Origin of the sequence: Sphingomonas sp. 22176 (assembly GCF_052045505.1) — a bacterium.
GTDB lineage: Bacteria > Pseudomonadota > Alphaproteobacteria > Sphingomonadales > Sphingomonadaceae > Sphingomonas.
Genome location: NZ_JBQEPL010000001.1, coordinates 1158672 through 1173031, shown reverse-complemented (window position 1 = coordinate 1173031; position 14360 = coordinate 1158672). Strand labels below are relative to the sequence as shown.

Annotated in this window: 16 protein-coding genes; 5 read left to right on the top strand and 11 right to left on the bottom strand. The window is 67.5% G+C overall.

What is annotated here, in order from left to right; all coding sequences use genetic code 11:
• Positions 1 to 79: 79 nt before the first annotated feature.
• The gene (yghU, locus tag ACTJKY_RS05500; protein ID WP_440844726.1) at positions 80 to 979 is read right to left on the bottom strand and encodes a glutathione-dependent disulfide-bond oxidoreductase; all 900 of its coding nucleotides are present in this window, start codon (positions 977 to 979) and stop codon (positions 80 to 82) included.
• 132 nt (positions 980 to 1111) lie between these two features.
• On the bottom strand, positions 1112 to 1729 hold the full coding sequence (locus ACTJKY_RS05495) for an outer membrane protein (RefSeq protein WP_440844724.1): 618 nt from the start codon (positions 1727 to 1729) through the stop codon (positions 1112 to 1114).
• Between the two features lie 210 nt (positions 1730 to 1939).
• Between ACTJKY_RS05495 and ACTJKY_RS05490 the strand changes: the two genes are divergently transcribed.
• Positions 1940 to 3325, top strand: coding sequence for a hypothetical protein (locus tag ACTJKY_RS05490; protein WP_440844723.1), 1386 nt, complete (start codon positions 1940 to 1942; stop codon positions 3323 to 3325).
• Positions 3326 to 3329: 4 nt separating this feature from the next.
• Here ACTJKY_RS05490 and dprA read toward each other — a convergent pair whose 3' ends face one another.
• Both dprA and plsY read right to left on the bottom strand, forming a co-directional pair.
• Entirely contained in the window at positions 3330 to 4409 is a 1080-nt protein-coding gene (gene dprA, locus ACTJKY_RS05485) for a DNA-processing protein DprA (RefSeq protein ID WP_440844722.1), read from the bottom strand.
• Positions 4402 to 4986 carry a glycerol-3-phosphate 1-O-acyltransferase PlsY gene (gene plsY, locus ACTJKY_RS05480; RefSeq protein ID WP_440844721.1) on the bottom strand — a complete coding sequence of 195 codons (585 nt, stop codon included), beginning with the start codon at positions 4984 to 4986 and terminating at the stop codon, positions 4402 to 4404. The genes dprA and plsY overlap by 8 nt, the downstream gene beginning before the upstream one ends.
• A 141-nt stretch (positions 4987 to 5127) precedes the next feature.
• Between plsY and murI the strand changes: the two genes are divergently transcribed.
• Complete coding sequence (murI, locus tag ACTJKY_RS05475; RefSeq protein WP_440845234.1) at positions 5128 to 5925, top strand: glutamate racemase; 798 nt, start codon at positions 5128 to 5130, stop codon at positions 5923 to 5925.
• Between the two features lie 3 nt (positions 5926 to 5928).
• On the opposite strand, the gene ACTJKY_RS05470 is transcribed toward murI, so the two are convergent.
• Complete coding sequence (locus ACTJKY_RS05470) at positions 5929 to 6099, bottom strand: hypothetical protein (RefSeq protein WP_440844720.1); 171 nt, start codon at positions 6097 to 6099, stop codon at positions 5929 to 5931.
• 299 nt (positions 6100 to 6398) lie between these two features.
• Here ACTJKY_RS05470 and hemA point away from each other — a divergent pair, with 299 nt between their 5' ends.
• Positions 6399 to 7643 carry a 5-aminolevulinate synthase gene (gene hemA / locus ACTJKY_RS05465; protein WP_440844719.1) on the top strand — a complete coding sequence of 415 codons (1245 nt, stop codon included), beginning with the start codon at positions 6399 to 6401 and terminating at the stop codon, positions 7641 to 7643.
• Between the two features lie 26 nt (positions 7644 to 7669).
• Here hemA and ACTJKY_RS05460 read toward each other — a convergent pair whose 3' ends face one another.
• Positions 7670 to 8335 (bottom strand): class I SAM-dependent methyltransferase, encoded by a 666-nt coding sequence (locus ACTJKY_RS05460; RefSeq protein ID WP_440844718.1) that lies wholly within the window; start codon positions 8333 to 8335, stop codon positions 7670 to 7672.
• Positions 8332 to 9576: a DUF3419 family protein gene (locus ACTJKY_RS05455; protein WP_440844717.1), complete on the bottom strand. Its 1245-nt coding sequence runs from the start codon at positions 9574 to 9576 to the stop codon at positions 8332 to 8334. The genes ACTJKY_RS05460 and ACTJKY_RS05455 overlap by 4 nt, the downstream gene beginning before the upstream one ends.
• A 227-nt stretch (positions 9577 to 9803) precedes the next feature.
• On the opposite strand from ACTJKY_RS05455, the gene msrB reads away from it, so the two are divergent.
• A complete protein-coding gene (msrB, locus tag ACTJKY_RS05450) occupies positions 9804 to 10295 on the top strand; it encodes a peptide-methionine (R)-S-oxide reductase MsrB (protein WP_440844716.1) in 492 nt (163 codons plus the stop codon).
• Here the strand turns inward: msrB and ACTJKY_RS05445 are convergent, their stop codons facing one another.
• On the bottom strand, positions 10296 to 10781 hold the full coding sequence (locus ACTJKY_RS05445) for a CHAP domain-containing protein (RefSeq protein WP_440844715.1): 486 nt from the start codon (positions 10779 to 10781) through the stop codon (positions 10296 to 10298).
• A gap of 467 nt (positions 10782 to 11248) precedes the next feature.
• Here ACTJKY_RS05445 and ACTJKY_RS05440 point away from each other — a divergent pair, with 467 nt between their 5' ends.
• Complete coding sequence (locus ACTJKY_RS05440; RefSeq protein WP_141988514.1) at positions 11249 to 11800, top strand: hypothetical protein; 552 nt, start codon at positions 11249 to 11251, stop codon at positions 11798 to 11800.
• 6 nt (positions 11801 to 11806) lie between these two features.
• On the opposite strand, the gene ACTJKY_RS05435 is transcribed toward ACTJKY_RS05440, so the two are convergent.
• The 3 genes from ACTJKY_RS05435 to ACTJKY_RS05425 are packed head-to-tail and all read right to left on the bottom strand — an operon-like array spanning position 11807 to position 14352.
• Positions 11807 to 12538, bottom strand: coding sequence for an extensin-like domain-containing protein (locus ACTJKY_RS05435; RefSeq protein ID WP_440844713.1), 732 nt, complete (start codon positions 12536 to 12538; stop codon positions 11807 to 11809).
• Positions 12535 to 13269, bottom strand: coding sequence for an NUDIX hydrolase (locus ACTJKY_RS05430; protein WP_440844711.1), 735 nt, complete (start codon positions 13267 to 13269; stop codon positions 12535 to 12537). The genes ACTJKY_RS05435 and ACTJKY_RS05430 overlap by 4 nt, the downstream gene beginning before the upstream one ends.
• 30 nt (positions 13270 to 13299) lie before the next feature.
• Positions 13300 to 14352: an SMP-30/gluconolactonase/LRE family protein gene (locus ACTJKY_RS05425; RefSeq protein WP_440844709.1), complete on the bottom strand. Its 1053-nt coding sequence runs from the start codon at positions 14350 to 14352 to the stop codon at positions 13300 to 13302.
• Between the last annotated feature and the right edge of the window lie 8 nt (positions 14353 to 14360).

The following is a 14360-nucleotide window of genomic DNA, read 5'->3' as shown; positions in this document are numbered from 1 at the left end:
GGGGGGCCGCTGCGGCGCGTCAAGCCGCTCGTTCGCGCCGCTAACACCCCTCCCGCGACCGGGAGGGGCAAGCGCGCGGTCAGGCGGTGGCCCGCATCCGCTCGAGCACCACATCAATGTCCTTCGCATCGTGCCGCTCGGGAACCCGCTGGTCCTCAGGCCCAACACCGCGATTGACCAGCCGCCCGCGCCGCACCGGCTCGCGCTCGGCGATCTCGGCGGCCCAGCGCAGCACATTCGGATATTCCTGGGCGTTAAGGAACACGTCCGCTCCGGCATAGGTCTCGCCGCGCACCACCGCGCCGTACCAGGGGAAGATCGCCATGTCGGCGATGGTGTAGGTGTCGCCCACCATGTAGCGGTTGTTCGCCAGATGCGTGTCGAGCACGTGGAGCTGGCGCTTGGCCTCCATGGCGTAGCGATCGATCGCATATTGGATCTTGATCGGCGCATAGGCGAAGAAATGGCCGAAGCCGCCGCCGAGGAACGGCGCCGAACCCATCTGCCACATCAGCCAGCTGAGCGTCTGCGCGCGCTCGGCCGTCTCGGTCGGCAGGAAGGCGCCGAACTTCTCGGCGAGATGGATCATCATCGCGCCGCTCTCGAAGATCGGCAGCGCAGGCGTGATCGAATGGTCGACCATCGCCGGGATCTTCGAGTTCGGATTGATCGCGACGAAGCCGCTGCCGAACTGATCGCCCTCGCCGATATTGATCTTCCAGGCGTCATACTCGGCGCCCGCATGGCCCGCGGCGAGCAGTTCCTCGAGCAGGATCGTCACCTTCTGCCCATTGGGCGTTCCGAGCGAATAAAGCTGGATCGGGTGGCGGCCGACCGGCAGTTCCTTCTCGTGGGTCGCGCCCGAGACCGGCCGGTTGATGTTGGCAAACTGTCCGCCATTGCCCGGCGCCCATTCCCAAACCTGGGGCGGCACATAGCCGGCGGGAAGGTTGTTGGCGGGATCGGGGGCGTCGGCCATGCTCATGTCTCCTCGGGAGGGTCTTGCCGGCGGCATGTAGGGCGCAGGCGGCGACTTGCCAGCCCCATCCACGACAAAGGGTCGGGCACCACCATCGCGGTGCCCGACCCCCATCCATCGATTGGCGTGCGCTTACTTGAAGCGGATGCCCACGCCGGCCATCACGCGCTGACGCGCGGTGTGGTCGTTATACGCCGAATAGACATACTGGACGTTCGCATAGACCGGCATGCGGGTCTGCTCGCCGGTGAACGAATATTCGACGCCGCCGCCGACCTGATAGCCGTCGGTGCGGAAGTGGTCGTAGTACGACGTCTGGCCAGCGGGCGCATCGAAGCGCTTGCGCTGTTCGTTGCTCACATAGCCGCCCTTGGCGAACACCAGCAGCTGCGGGGTGGCGAGCACACCGGCGCGCACGGCAGCACCATATTCGTCGAACGACTTGTGGCAGACCGAACCGCCCTGCGTGCCTGCCGAGCAATTCTCGGTCCAGTCGCTGGCGCGCCAGTAGCTGCCTTCGGCGCCGATCACGATACGATCGCCGATCTGGCCGTCGAAGCCGACGGTGCCGCCATAGCCGAACTTGTCGTTATGGATGCCCTGCGACTGAAAGCGATCGCCACCGGCATTGGCTTCGATGCGGATGCCACGGAAGCTGGTGCCGTTGCTGCTGGTGGTGGCATCCTGGGCCTGAGCGGCCGTGGCGGTGAAACCGAGTGCCGCGATGGCGACGAGAAACGCTGAACGCATACGAATACTTCCCTTGGATTGGAGGGTTTTTGCCTTGGCCGAAAACCCGCCATTGGCAAAAGGTTTCCGCACCGCGGCACAAAACCTGCACGACCGTGGCAAAGTTGCAACACCTTGCAACTGTCGGCTGCGGGCCGGGCGCCGTAGCGTCGGGCCGCCTCGGGAGCGCGTTCGCTTGCAGCCTGCGGCCGCGCGGGGCAAAGGCGCGGCATGCCCGTCCGCCCTTTCCCGGCTCGCCGCATCGTCCGCCCGCTGCTGATCGCCCTGCTGATCATCCTGGGCTGCTACGCGCTGGCACTGGTGCCGCGCGAAGTGCACCCGCTCGACCTCACCTTCAATTCGATGCTCGATCATCTGCTGCGGGGTCGATTCGATGTCGACCCCGCGATCGTCGAGCGCGAGGGATTCACCGTCCACGGCCAGGTCATGGCCTATTGGGGAATAATGCCGGCCCTGTTGCGGCTGCCGATGACGATCTTCCCCCATTGGCGCACGCTCGACTTCACCCTCGGCTTCTGCCTCGTCGCACTCGCAGGCATGGTGGCGACCAAGCTCTGGACACTGCGGCTGATCCGCGACGCGGTGCCCGACCTGCCCGCATGGCTCGGCAAGGCCATGGGCGTGGTGCTGGTGCTGTCCGGCGCGCAGACCTGCTTCCTGCGGTTCAGCCTCTACCAGGAAGTGTGCCTTTGGGCGGCATTATGGGGCGCCGTGTTCGTCGCGGCGGCGATTCATGCCCAGCTGCACGGGCTTGGCCGCAAGGCATTGCTGGTGATGGCGCTGACCGCGGGCCTGGCGATGCTGACCCGCGTGTCGCTCGGCATCGGGCTGGTCGCAGCGTTCGGTGGCGTGCTGCTCGTCGAGACGGTGCGGTGCCGCGCGGATCTGCGCAGTTGGCTTGGCGCCGCAGCCCTGCCGGTGCTGCTGCTGGCACTGTTGGGCCTGGTCACCGCCGGGGTGAATATCGGGCGCTGGGGCAATCCATTCACCTTCGCCGACTATCATCACTATAATTACAACGCCTGGTATCCGGACCGGATGGTGCGGATGGCCGAACAGGGGCTGTTCAACCTCCACCGGGTGCCGTTCGGGCTCGTCTATTATTTCGCGCCGGTCTGGGTGCTGCACGGTGCCGACGGCCAGCTGCTGCTGGAAGCCACCCGTTCGAAGTGGATCGACGCCGCCGAGCTGCCGCCGAGCAGCTTCCTGCTGACCGATCCGCTGCTGCTGCTGCTCGGCGCGCTGGCGCTCCTTGGCTGGGCACGCTGTGCGAGCGCCGACCGGGCGCGCGGCATCGCGGTTGCGCTGGGGCTGGCGATCCCCGCCGGGCTGATGCTGTGCGCGGTGAGCATGAACTTCCGCTACCGGCTCGATTTCTACCCGTTCTTCGAGTTCCTCGCCTTTTCCGGCCTGATCCTTGCCGGCCGCGGCGGCCTGGCCCCCGGTCCGCGCTGGACGGCCGCGCTGGCCACCCTGTCGGTCGTGGCGTCGTTGCTGGTCGGCGCCGCCTATCTGGTCGGGCGACTGGGCCCCGGGCAGCTGCTGATCGGCGATGGCGTCGGCGCCTATTATCTGCAGGCCTTCGGGCTGCGCTGAACGCCTAACGCAGCGACACCCGCGCGCCGGCGTGCCGATCGAGGCGCCCCGCCAGTTCGAGTTCCAGCAGCACCGTCTGCACCACCGCGGGCGCGCAGCCGGACTGGCGGATCAGTTCGTCGACGCCGACTGGTACCGGGCCGAGCAGCTCCGTCACGCGCCGACGCTCGGCATCGCTGGCATCCTCCGGCGGCGGCGGGTCGAAGCGCGCGCCCGGCGACCGCACCACTCGCGAGTCGATCGGTCGCACCTGCTCCCAGATATCGTCCGCCGATTGGACGAGGGTCGCGCCCTCGCGGATCAGCAGATTGCACCCCTGCGCGCGCGGGTCGAGCGGCGAGCCGGGCACCGCCATCACCTCGCGCCCTGCCTCCGCCGCGATCCGCGCGGTGATCAGGCTGCCCGAACGCGGCGCCGCTTCGACCACCACCGTGCCGAGCGACAGCCCGGCGATGATGCGGTTGCGCGCCGGGAAGAAGCGCGCCAGCGGCTCGGTACCCGGCGGCTGTTCGGTGACGAGCAGGCCCTGGCGCGCGACCCGCGCCTGCAGTTCGGCATTTTCGGGCGGGAAAACGATATCGATGCCGCTGGCGATCACGCCGACCGTACCGCCCGCGAGCGATCCCTGATGCGCGGCGGTATCGATGCCCCGGGCGAGGCCGGAGACTACGGTGGCGCCCTGCTCGACCAGCCCGATGGCGAGCTGGCGCGCGAAACGGCACGCCGCCGCCGAGGCGTTGCGCGCGCCGACCATGGCGACGCAGGGCCGCTCCAGCAGCGCCGTGTCGCCGCGCAGGATCAGCGCCGGCGGCGCATTGTCCAGCTCGGCAAGGAGCGGCGGATAGGCAGGATCGTCGAGAAACAGATAGCGCGCACCGAGCCGCTCGACCGCGGCGATCTCGCGCCGCACCGCGCCGGCATCAGCGATCTGCGGCGCCCGCCCGCCTCCACGCGCGGCGAGCATCGGCAGCGCCTCCAACGCCGCCTCGGCGGTGCCGAAGCGGGCGATCAGCTGGGCATAGGTGACGGGACCGACATTGGCGGAGCGCAGCAGCCTCAGCCGCGGCTCCCGCCCGTCAGCCACGCTTGCTGCCGACCCTGGGTTCGGCGCCGCTGAGAAGCCGGTCGATATTCTCGCGGTGCTTCCACAGCACGATCAGCGCCAGCGCGAGCAGCATCAGCACCAGATCGAGCCGGCCGAAGAACGCCGCGCTCACCGGCGCGCTCACCGCCGCCGCCATGCCGGAGACCGAGGAAATGCGCACCGTCGCCAGCAACCCCAGCCACACTGCGGCATAGACAAGCCCGGAGGGCCAGTAGAGCGCCAGCACCACGCCCATCAGCGTCGCCACGCCCTTGCCGCCGCGGAACTTGAGCCACACCGGATAGCAATGGCCGATGAACGCTGCCGTTGCCGCCAGCGCTTCGGTGCCGGGCAGGAAGGCAGCGGCAAGCAACACCGCCACCGCGCCCTTGGCCATGTCGAGCAGCAGCGTCGCCGCCGCCAGGCCCTTGCGGCCGGTACGCAGCACGTTGGTCGCGCCGATATTCCCCGATCCGATCTGGCGCAGGTCCCCCGCCCCCGCGGCGCGCGTAAGCAGCACCCCGAATGGGATCGAACCGAGCAGATAACCGAGCAACAAGGCCCCGGCAGGGGCCATCCATGGAACTTCCGTGGGCAATGCGGCCCCCTTTCGTTCCTCCGTTTAGCCGCATCCCTTACCCGAACGCAATGATCTGCATCAGCGTGCAGGCGGGTCCTGTTGTTGACGCTGGCGGCGCGCCTCGGCCATGGCGGCGGCATGGCCGATCGTCGTCCCGTGCTGTTCTTCGATTCCGGTGTCGGCGGATTGTCGGTGCTCGGGCCCACCACCGCGCTGCTGCCCCAGGCGCCGCTGGTCTATGTCGCCGATTCGGCGGGCTTTCCCTATGGCACCAAGAGCGAGGCGGAGATCGCCGCGCGGGTGCCGGCGCTGCTCGGACGGCTGGCGGAGCGCTATGATCCCCGGCTGATCGTGATCGCCTGCAACACTGCCTCGACGATCGCGCTCCAGCACGTCCGCGCCGCACTCGACCTGCCGATCGTCGGCACCGTGCCGGCGATCAAGCCCGCGGCGGAGACCAGCCGCACCCGCACCATCGGCGTGCTCGGCACCGCGGCGACCGTCCGCCAGCCCTATGTCGATGATCTGGCGGCACGCTTCGCCGGAGACTGCACTGTGCTGCGCCACGGCTCGGCGGCGCTGGTCGAGCTCGCCGAAGCGAAGCTGGCAGGCGAGGCGATCGCGCCCGAGGTGATCGCCAACGAACTCGACGGCTTGTTCCACCAGCCCGGCGGCGACCGCATCGACGTGATCGTCAATGCATGTACCCATTTCCCGCTGCTGGAGCCCGAGATGCGCGCAGTGGCGCCGGAAGGCATGAAGTTCGTCGATGGCGGCCCGGGCATCGCCCGGCGAGTCGCCTATCTCACCCGCGAACAGAGCTGGCCCGCCGATCTGCCCCCCGGTCGCGCCGTGTTCACCGCGCGCGACCATCGCGCCGATGCGCTTGCGCCTACGCTCGCCCGCTACGGGCTCAGCCGAATCGAAACGCTGTAAGCCTCAGGCGAAGTCGCCGAGCACCGTCTGCGGATCGCGCACCGCAATCTTGGCGGTGTAGCGGTCGGCCATTTCCTCGTGCACGCGCCGCGCGCTGCTGTCGTCGCACTTGCCCGCACGCTCGCGCTCCTGCCGCGCGCGTCGTTCGAAATATTCGATGTCGTTCTTCGCCATGGGCCGCTCTCCGATGCCTAGCGGGAGATCGATCGTCTCCCAGCCGCGGACATGCTGGCGCCCCGAGTCGTCCGCGATACGATTTCTTTACCACAAGCGACGCTTCCGATCTCTGATCTTGCGCAAGTGTCGATCACCGACAGGGAGAATCTTCATCAGGCCGACATGCTGCTTCTGCGGCGTACATCGCCTATCTTCCAGGCAGAGACCGCCCGGCCTCTGCCCCAGACGCAATCCCGATCCTATACGGTGGTTCACGTGCTAGAATTGCTGAAAATTAAGGCGTAGAGACGGTTTCCATGCAGCGCCAAGACGCCCCAGCGCCCGCGATCGACTATACGCGGGTCTTCACCCAGGCCATCGACCGCCTCCATGCCGAGGGGCGTTACCGGGTCTTCATCGACATCCTGCGCAACAAGGGGATGTTCCCCAATGCGCGCTGCTTCGCCGGACATAACGGGCCGAAGCCGATCACGGTGTGGTGCTCGAACGACTATCTCGCGATGGGCCAGCACCCCAAGGTGATCGCGGCGATGGAAGAGGCGCTCCACGATGTCGGCGCCGGCTCCGGCGGCACCCGCAACATCGGCGGCAACACCCATTACCACATCGATCTCGAGCGCGAGCTGGCCGATCTGCACGGCAAGGAAAACGCGCTGCTGTTCACCTCGGGCTATGTCTCGAACGAAGCGACGTTGGCGACGCTGGCCAAGGTGATGCCGGGCTGCATCATCTATTCGGACGAGCTCAACCACGCCTCGATGATCGCCGGCATCCGCAATTCGGGCTGCGAGAAGCGCGTGTGGCGCCACAACGATCTCGCCCATCTCGAAGAGCTGCTCGCCGCCGACGATCCTCCGGTCCCGAAGTTGATCGCCTTCGAAAGCGTCTATTCGATGGACGCCGACATCGCGCCGATCGCCGAGATTTGCGACCTGGCGGACAAGTACAACGCTCTCACCTATCTCGACGAGGTCCATGCCGTCGGCATGTACGGCCCGCGCGGCGGCGGCATCTCGGATCGCGAGGGGCTCGCGGACCGGCTGACGATCATCGAGGGAACGCTGGGCAAGGCGTTCGGCGTGATGGGCGGCTATATCGCGGCCGACCAGGTGATCATCGACGTGATCCGCAGCTATGCGCCAGGCTTCATCTTCACCACCTCGCTCTCGCCGGTGCTGGTCGCCGGCGCACTGGCGAGCGTGCGTCACCTGAAGAGCTCCAGCGTCGAGCGCGAAGGCCAGCAGGCCGCCGCGGCGATGCTCAAGCAGCTGATGAACGACGCCGGGCTGCCGGTGCTGCCCTCCACCACCCACATCGTGCCGCTGATGGTGGGCGATCCGGTGAAGGCGAAGAAGATCAGCGACGTGCTGCTCGCCGAATACGGCGTGTACGTCCAGCCGATCAACTACCCCACCGTGCCGCGCGGCACCGAGCGGCTGCGCTTCACGCCGGGCCCTTCGCACGACGAGACGATGATGCGCGAGCTGGTGGACGCGCTGGTCGAGATCTGGGGCCGGCTGGAACTGCGACTGGCGGCGTAAGCGCGCTCAGTCGAGGGTGATACCGCTCAGCCCGGCCGCCTGAGCACCGCGCTCCAGGTATAGCCGCGCAGCGACGAGCGGAACTCGGCCGTCATTCCCTGCTCCGCCGCGATGGCCTCCACCACCGCGCGCAGATCGGCGCGGGGATAGACGTGGAAGGCGTTGAGTTCCTTGAAGTGGAACCGCTTGGCGAAGCCGGGCAGGCGCTCATATTGCCCGAAGTCGACGATGTGCAGGCTGCCGCCCGGCGCGAGCGCCTTGGCGCCCAGGGCGATCGCTTCCTTCCAGGGCGGGATCATCGACAGCGTGTAGCTCATGAACACGCGGTCGACTTGGGCGAGCCCGAACAGCGCGCCGACATCGAACGCGCCGGCATCGCCCTGCGCCAGCGTGATCTTGTCTGAGAGGCCGTGCTTGGCCACCGACTTGCGCGCGGTATCCAGCATCGCCTCGCTGATATCGAAGCCGTGGAAGCGCGCATTGGGCCAGCGCTTCGCGGCGACGATCAGGTTGCGCGCGGTGCCGCAGCCGACCTCCAGCACCGTGCCGCCCGCGGGCGGCGCGAACTCGTGGATCAGCCGGTCGCGGCCGAGCAGATAGAATTTGCGCGTGAGATCGTAGAAGTGGCGATGGAGCGCATAGGTCGCATCCATCAGCCCCTTCTGGTCGCCCGCCCCCGCCTGCCCGCTCATGCGTGCGGCTTCAGCGTCCAGACATGGATCGCGCCGTACACCGACGAACGGTCGCGGCGGGTCCAGTCGTCGAGCTTGGCCTGGTCCTCATACTGCCACTGATTCATCAGCTCGTCGGGGATATGGCCACGCACCACGTCCGGCACCGCAGCGGTGCGGTACAGCACGCGCGCGCCGGGCTTCGCCGTGCGGGTGATCTCGGTCCAGATGCGGGTGAGCTGCTCGTCGGTCATCCAGTCCTGCGCGTCGAGCAGGATGTAGCGATCGAGCGACTGGGCCGGCATCGACTCGAGATAATCGGCATAGTTGGTGTGGCGGATCTCGACGCGGTTAGCGCGGTCACGAACCAGCTCGTAATTCTTGCGCTCGAGATAGGGCGGCAGCGGCGCGCCCTCATGCTCGCCATAGCCGCGGCCGAAGGCCTGCCAGGCGTAGAAATTGTCCTTGAGGTCGAAGTCGCAGGCGAGCTTGCGCAGGCGGCTGCGCAGCGCGCCGGTGATGCCTTCCTGGTCGTCCACCTTGAGCAGGTCGTACTGCGCCGGCGGGATGCCGAAGCCGAACAGCGCCGCGGGCTGGTCAACCATCCAGCGCAGCAGCTTCTTGTCGAAGAACGGCGCGAAGCGCGTCTCGAAGATGTGGCGCTGCTCCTCGATGGTCTTCGCCGCGAGGATTTCCTTGGGATCGATCCCGTAGCGATGCGCCAGCCAGTGGACGAAGCCGATCAGCCGGCCGAGCAGGCCCTGGCGGTAAAAGCCGGTCTTGAAGCCGTTGATCCGGCGCACGCCGTTGGGGGCGCGGCCTTCCCAATAGGCGCGCGACGTCTCGTCCAGGTTACCGCGCAGATAGGTCTTGTACGCGCCGATATTCTCCGGCCGGTTGGCGAGGCCGAAGAAACGATGGAAGGACTCATAGTCCGGCAGCCGCAGCGCCGCCTGCTGCTTGAGCCGGTTGAGCGCGATATGCGCCGGGTTGAGGTCCACCGCGGTGATCTTCGCAGGGTTCGCCGTCAGATAGGAGAAGACGTTGCACCCGCCCGAAGCGATCGTGACGATATGGCTGTCGGGCGTGATCTGCAGCGCTTCCATGTCGATCACGGGGTCTTCCCAGATCTGGGCATAGACCAGGCCCCGGAACGCGAAGGTGAAGGCACGTTCGAGAATGCCTTCCTTGGAAAGATGCTCGTGGCGGTGCACCGCACCCCGAACCGCATCGTTCTTCGGCGACTTGGCGATAGATGGCATTCGAAACGACTCCCGGCGAACCAGCCCGCCCGGCGCCCCGCCGAACAAGCTCCCCACACCCCCTGTGACACAAGCTTTGCAGCCTTGTGACAGCGGCCCCCGGAAATCAATCCTTCACCATGCGAGTTGCCGCAGCGAGGCGGCGGAAAGAAAGTGCCGAAGGGGCTGCAACCTTTCGGCCGCGCGGACCGAACCTATATCGACACCATCATTCCAAGAGGTTCGCCATGCCGATCGATCGCCGCCAGTTGCTCGCCGCCGCCGGGGCGGGCGCCATTGCCCTGCCGCTGTTCGCGTGCAGCAGCGCCCCCGCCGCGCCGCTCCCGAACTTCCCGTTCAAGCTGAGCGATGCCGAATGGAAGAAGAAGCTGAGCCCGGCGGCCTATAATGTGCTGCGGAACGGCGGGACCGAATACCCCTTCACCAGCCCGCTCAACAAGGAGCATCGCAAGGGCGTGTTCGGCTGCGCCGGCTGCGCGCTGCCCTTGTTCGATTCCGCGACCAAGTTCGACAGCGGCACTGGCTGGCCGAGCTTCTATCAGCCGCTCGCCAATGCGGTGGTGACGCGGGGCGATCGCAGCCTGGGGATGGAGCGCACCGAAGTGCTGTGCCGCCGCTGCGGCAGCCATCTCGGCCATGTCTTCGACGACGGGCCGAAGCCGACCGGCAAGCGCTATTGCATGAACGGGGTGGCGCTGCGCTTCACGCCGCGCGCCTGATCAGTTGATCGAGGCGATCTGGGTCAGGGTCGGCAGGCTGAGCGCGGCGACCTGGACATTCGCCCAGTCGCTCGCCGGTGCCGCGTCCGGATAGATGAAGCCGTTGACCGGATAGGCCGAGAGGCCGAGGCTGCCGGTGCGGCCATACCACACGCGCACTTCGCTCCAGTCGCCGGCGGCCGAGACGTCCACCGCCCGGACGTCGTGCTCGACGGCGCCGGGGGTCGACCAGTTGGCGTGGGTGAGCAGCACTTCGCGCGGGCTGACGACCTGCGACACCATCGCGACATGGCCCATCGGCATGCGGGCGGTGCGCTGGAATGACATGACCGCGCCGACCTTGGGGGTCTCGCCGCGCTGGTAATGGCCGGCGGCCTGGTCCCACCAGGTCCAGGCGTTGCCGCGGAGCTCGACGCCCGAAGCCTGGCGGGCGAACGTGACGCACTGCCAGAAGGTGCCCTTCGCCTGAGCGGGAACGACAGTCATCAGGGCGCACGCCGCCATCAGCGCAAAACGCGCTGCGAAACGAGTGAACATCTTTGGACCCCCCGGTCAGGAAAGGAAGTGGTTGAGGGTTGGTACCCAAACTATAGGACGGCAGTACACCCCTGCGGTTCGCCGATCCGACGAACCGTTGGAATGCGCCGACGAGGTGCGCTGAACCGTTTCTGAACGGCGGAACCTGCCCCGAAACCCGCATTGCCGCGCGGCGCGCAACCGATTGCCCAAAATGGCATACGGGCAAGGCCATAAGGGAAATTACGGCACGAATTCAGATGCCTAAGGAAGTTCCCTGGGTGTCATCGCTTCGTCGCAAACCAATGTTGCGTCGCAGCACATTTTAGGGTCCAATGCTCGTGGGGATACGGAGGGGGTCATTAAGCTCTGCGTTAACCAGTGCGGAGCATGATCCTCTCTACCGGGCAGAAGGAACCCGAGCGGGAGACGTTACGATGGCTGCACGAGCAAAACCGGCCGAAGGTGCGATGACGCTGGCAGAGATGAAGGAATTCGCGGGCTTCGCCGCCGGCACCCAGCGCTATGTGCGCCGGTCGCTCGACGTGGGCCTGGAGCGCGACGACGCCCTTTCGCGCTGGTCGCGCGACGTGGTCGAAGCCGCCAGCATCCGGGCGCAGGCACGAGTGTATGAGCGCCTCAAGGACATCCGCACGATGATGCCGAACGACAGCGATCTCAATGGGATCGAGCCGTTCATGGCGCCGCTCGTGACGCTCTCGGCGTTCGATCTCGGCCAGGGCCGGCTGACCAGCTTCTCGTCCTATCGCTTCCTCTACGAGCGACTGCTCGGTGCGGAAGTGCGGCCGTGGCTGCCGGCGGCGTTCTGCTCGGCCTCGGCGCTGCCGCACCTCCACCCGGACCTGCGCCGCAAGCTGCTCCAGTCGATCAGCGAAGCCGCGGCGACCGCCTCGGGCTGGTCGAACCGCCAGCCGAGCTTCTTCCCGCAATGGGTCGAGAAGATCGACACCAACGCCCTGCCGAACTGAGTTCGCTCAGCGGCAGGCCCGCCACCCCATCTCGCCGCGTGCAGCCTGGTCGAGATGGAGGTGGTCGCGGTGGGCGGCATTGTAGTCGGGCGACAGCACCGTCGCGAACAGCCGGCAGGCGCCGTCGCGGACCGCGCGCAGGAAGGCTGGCTTGCCCCCTTCCCCCTTCCAGTCATTCAGCACGCTCACCCGCCGCCCGTCGGCGAGGATGAAGGCGGCGATGTCGACGGCATTGGCCTTGGCGTGCTCGCTCCAGTCGCCGGTGGTGCGCCCGTACATGCGGCGGCACGAATAGCTGCCGAAATGTTCGATCCGCACGACGCGCGTGCCGAAATGCTTCTGCGCCTCGGGCTGGACGATATCCCATTCCCAAACCGCCAGCCCCGCCGCAACCGGGCAGGCAGTACCGAGCGACGCCGGGCTGAACGCGATCAACCGCGATCCGCCCTGCGTGAACCGCACGCCATTGGCATAGCCGCATTCGCCCTGCCGCTGGACCGGCGCCAATTTCTCGTAGCGGACGCCCGCCTGGGTGAGCAGCGCGCGGCACTGCCCATCATCGCTTCCCAGACCCGCCAGCTTGCGGCCGGTGAAGGCGCCGATCGGCTGCGACAGGTCGAGCGGGGTCCAGGGAACGTCCTGCGGCCGACTGCGAGTCCACATCAGCAGGAGCAGCGCACCCCCGGCGATCAGCGCGAAGACCAGCAGCACCCAGATCGTCTGCTTGAGCGCCTTCACGCCCGCACCGCGCGGTCCATCCGTTCGGCGGTGACGGGATAGCCGAGCCCTTCCGGAATGCAGAGCCAGTCGACGCCGGCACGCGACTCAACGAAGGGGGTGATCGGGTCGATCGGAAAGCGGCGGGCATGGACCATCGCCGAGTCGAAACCGTCCAACTGCGCCAGCCGTTCCAGGTTGCGCCGGGTGGGATAGATCACCATCGCCTCGCCGCGATCGGCAAGGTCCAGCGCGGCTTGCGCGGTGATCCAGCACAACCGGACATTCTCGCTGCCGTCGACCTGCGGCGCAGCCCCCTCGGGCGCACGGGCGAGGTAGAAGCGGGTGTCGAACACCCGGTGCGGCAGGCCGTAGGGCAGCCAGCGGGCGAAGGGCACCAGCGAGTCAAGATCCAGCGTCAGACCCGCCTCGGACAGCAGCTGCGCGAACGGCTCGCCCCGATGCAGCGCCGCGCGCATCGTCGCGAGCGTGCCCGGATCGCAGGGGACGCCCAACGCAAGCCCGGCTTCCTCAATCGTCTCGCGAATCGCCGCGACTCGGGCCGCGGCATCGGGGTGGCTGTCGGTCAGGAGATGATCGCCGGGGTCGATCCGGCCGCCGGGAAACACCAGCGCCCCGCCCGCAAACGCCATCGCGCGCGAGCGCTCGACCATCAGCAGCTCGGGCGGCCCACCCGCCACCTCGCGCATCACGATCACGGTGGCGGCGGGTATGGCTTCGGCTTGCGACATCGCCCCGGCTCTACGCCGGGCGTCCGCGGCTTACCAGCCGGAGGCGCGCAGGCGCAGGCGGAACACCTGGTCGCTGGAGGTGATGAACAGCGTCTTCCCATCCTCGCCGAAGCAGCAGTTGGCCGCCTTCTTGCCGGTCGAAATCAGCCCCAGCCGCCGGCCGTCCGGCGCCACGACGTAAATGCCGCCGGGGCCGCTCGCGTAGAGATGCCCGCTTGCCGCAACCTTCATCCCGTCCGGATGCCCCTGCAGACCCTGGGCAGCGGCGGCGCGATGGTCGAGGAACAGCTTGCGCCCAGTCGCCAGACCGTCATCGCCAAGGCTGTACGCCCAGGTGAACAGCGCCGCGTCGTCGGAGACCGAGACATACAGCGTCCGCTGGTCGGGCGAGAGACCGATGCCGTTGGGCCGGGTCAGCTTCGATTCGATCAGGTGCACCGTGCCGTTGGTATCCAGCCGGTACACGCCGTTGAACGGCAGTTCCTTGAGCGGGGACTGGTCGCCCTCGGTGAAGCCATAAGGAGGATCCGTGAAATAGATTGCGCCGTTCTTCGCCTGCACCAGATCGTTGCAACTGTTGAAGCGCTTGCCCTGGTACTTGCCGGCAAGGATCGTCTTTTCCTTGGTCTCCAGATCGACCGCCGCGATGGCGCGGGTGCCGCTGTCGGCCATCAGCAGCTCGCCCCTGCGGCCCTGGATCATGCCGTTGGATCCCGCCTCGCGCACGCCCTTGGGGATCGGCCCGGCGAGGCCCGAGGGTACGAGGAACGGCTTGGTTTCCTTGCCGTCCCAGCGATAGGCGATGTTTGCGGGCGGATCGGAGAAGAGCAGATAGCTGCGGTCGAACGCGCTCGCGCCGCCCGCCGCGCCGCCAGTCACCGCCCCGTCACGGATCCACACCGGACCTTCCGCCCATTGGATGCCGCTGGAAATCACCTCGAGCGGCGACTCGATATCGAGCAGCGTGTCGAGCTCGGGATCGAGCCGGGTGATCGTCCCCGCCCCCGCCGCGCGGGCGATGCCCGGCAGCAGCGGCAGCGCGGCGAGGCCGCCCAGCAGGGTGCGGCGGGTGGTGGCGAGCATCGAAATCC

What these genes read in the sequence shown, in the direction of transcription:
- ACTJKY_RS05440 (WP_141988514.1), top strand. Translation starts at nt 11,249, where the DNA reads ATGGCTGCACGAGCAAAACCGGCCGAAGGTGCGATGACGCTGGCAGAG.
- ACTJKY_RS05430 (WP_440844711.1), bottom strand. Translation starts at nt 13,269, where the DNA reads ATGTCGCAAGCCGAAGCCATACCCGCCGCCACCGTGATCGTGATGCGC.
- ACTJKY_RS05445 (WP_440844715.1), bottom strand. Translation starts at nt 10,781, where the DNA reads ATGACTGTCGTTCCCGCTCAGGCGAAGGGCACCTTCTGGCAGTGCGTC.
- msrB (WP_440844716.1), top strand. Translation starts at nt 9,804, where the DNA reads ATGCCGATCGATCGCCGCCAGTTGCTCGCCGCCGCCGGGGCGGGCGCC.
- ACTJKY_RS05460 (WP_440844718.1), bottom strand. Translation starts at nt 8,335, where the DNA reads ATGAGCGGGCAGGCGGGGGCGGGCGACCAGAAGGGGCTGATGGATGCG.
- hemA (WP_440844719.1), top strand. Translation starts at nt 6,399, where the DNA reads ATGCAGCGCCAAGACGCCCCAGCGCCCGCGATCGACTATACGCGGGTC.
- murI (WP_440845234.1), top strand. Translation starts at nt 5,128, where the DNA reads ATGGCCGATCGTCGTCCCGTGCTGTTCTTCGATTCCGGTGTCGGCGGA.
- plsY (WP_440844721.1), bottom strand. Translation starts at nt 4,986, where the DNA reads ATGGCCCCTGCCGGGGCCTTGTTGCTCGGTTATCTGCTCGGTTCGATC.
- ACTJKY_RS05455 (WP_440844717.1), bottom strand. Translation starts at nt 9,576, where the DNA reads ATGCCATCTATCGCCAAGTCGCCGAAGAACGATGCGGTTCGGGGTGCG.
- ACTJKY_RS05425 (WP_440844709.1), bottom strand. Translation starts at nt 14,352, where the DNA reads ATGCTCGCCACCACCCGCCGCACCCTGCTGGGCGGCCTCGCCGCGCTG.
- ACTJKY_RS05495 (WP_440844724.1), bottom strand. Translation starts at nt 1,729, where the DNA reads ATGCGTTCAGCGTTTCTCGTCGCCATCGCGGCACTCGGTTTCACCGCC.
- yghU (WP_440844726.1), bottom strand. Translation starts at nt 979, where the DNA reads ATGGCCGACGCCCCCGATCCCGCCAACAACCTTCCCGCCGGCTATGTG.
- ACTJKY_RS05470 (WP_440844720.1), bottom strand. Translation starts at nt 6,099, where the DNA reads ATGGCGAAGAACGACATCGAATATTTCGAACGACGCGCGCGGCAGGAG.
- ACTJKY_RS05490 (WP_440844723.1), top strand. Translation starts at nt 1,940, where the DNA reads ATGCCCGTCCGCCCTTTCCCGGCTCGCCGCATCGTCCGCCCGCTGCTG.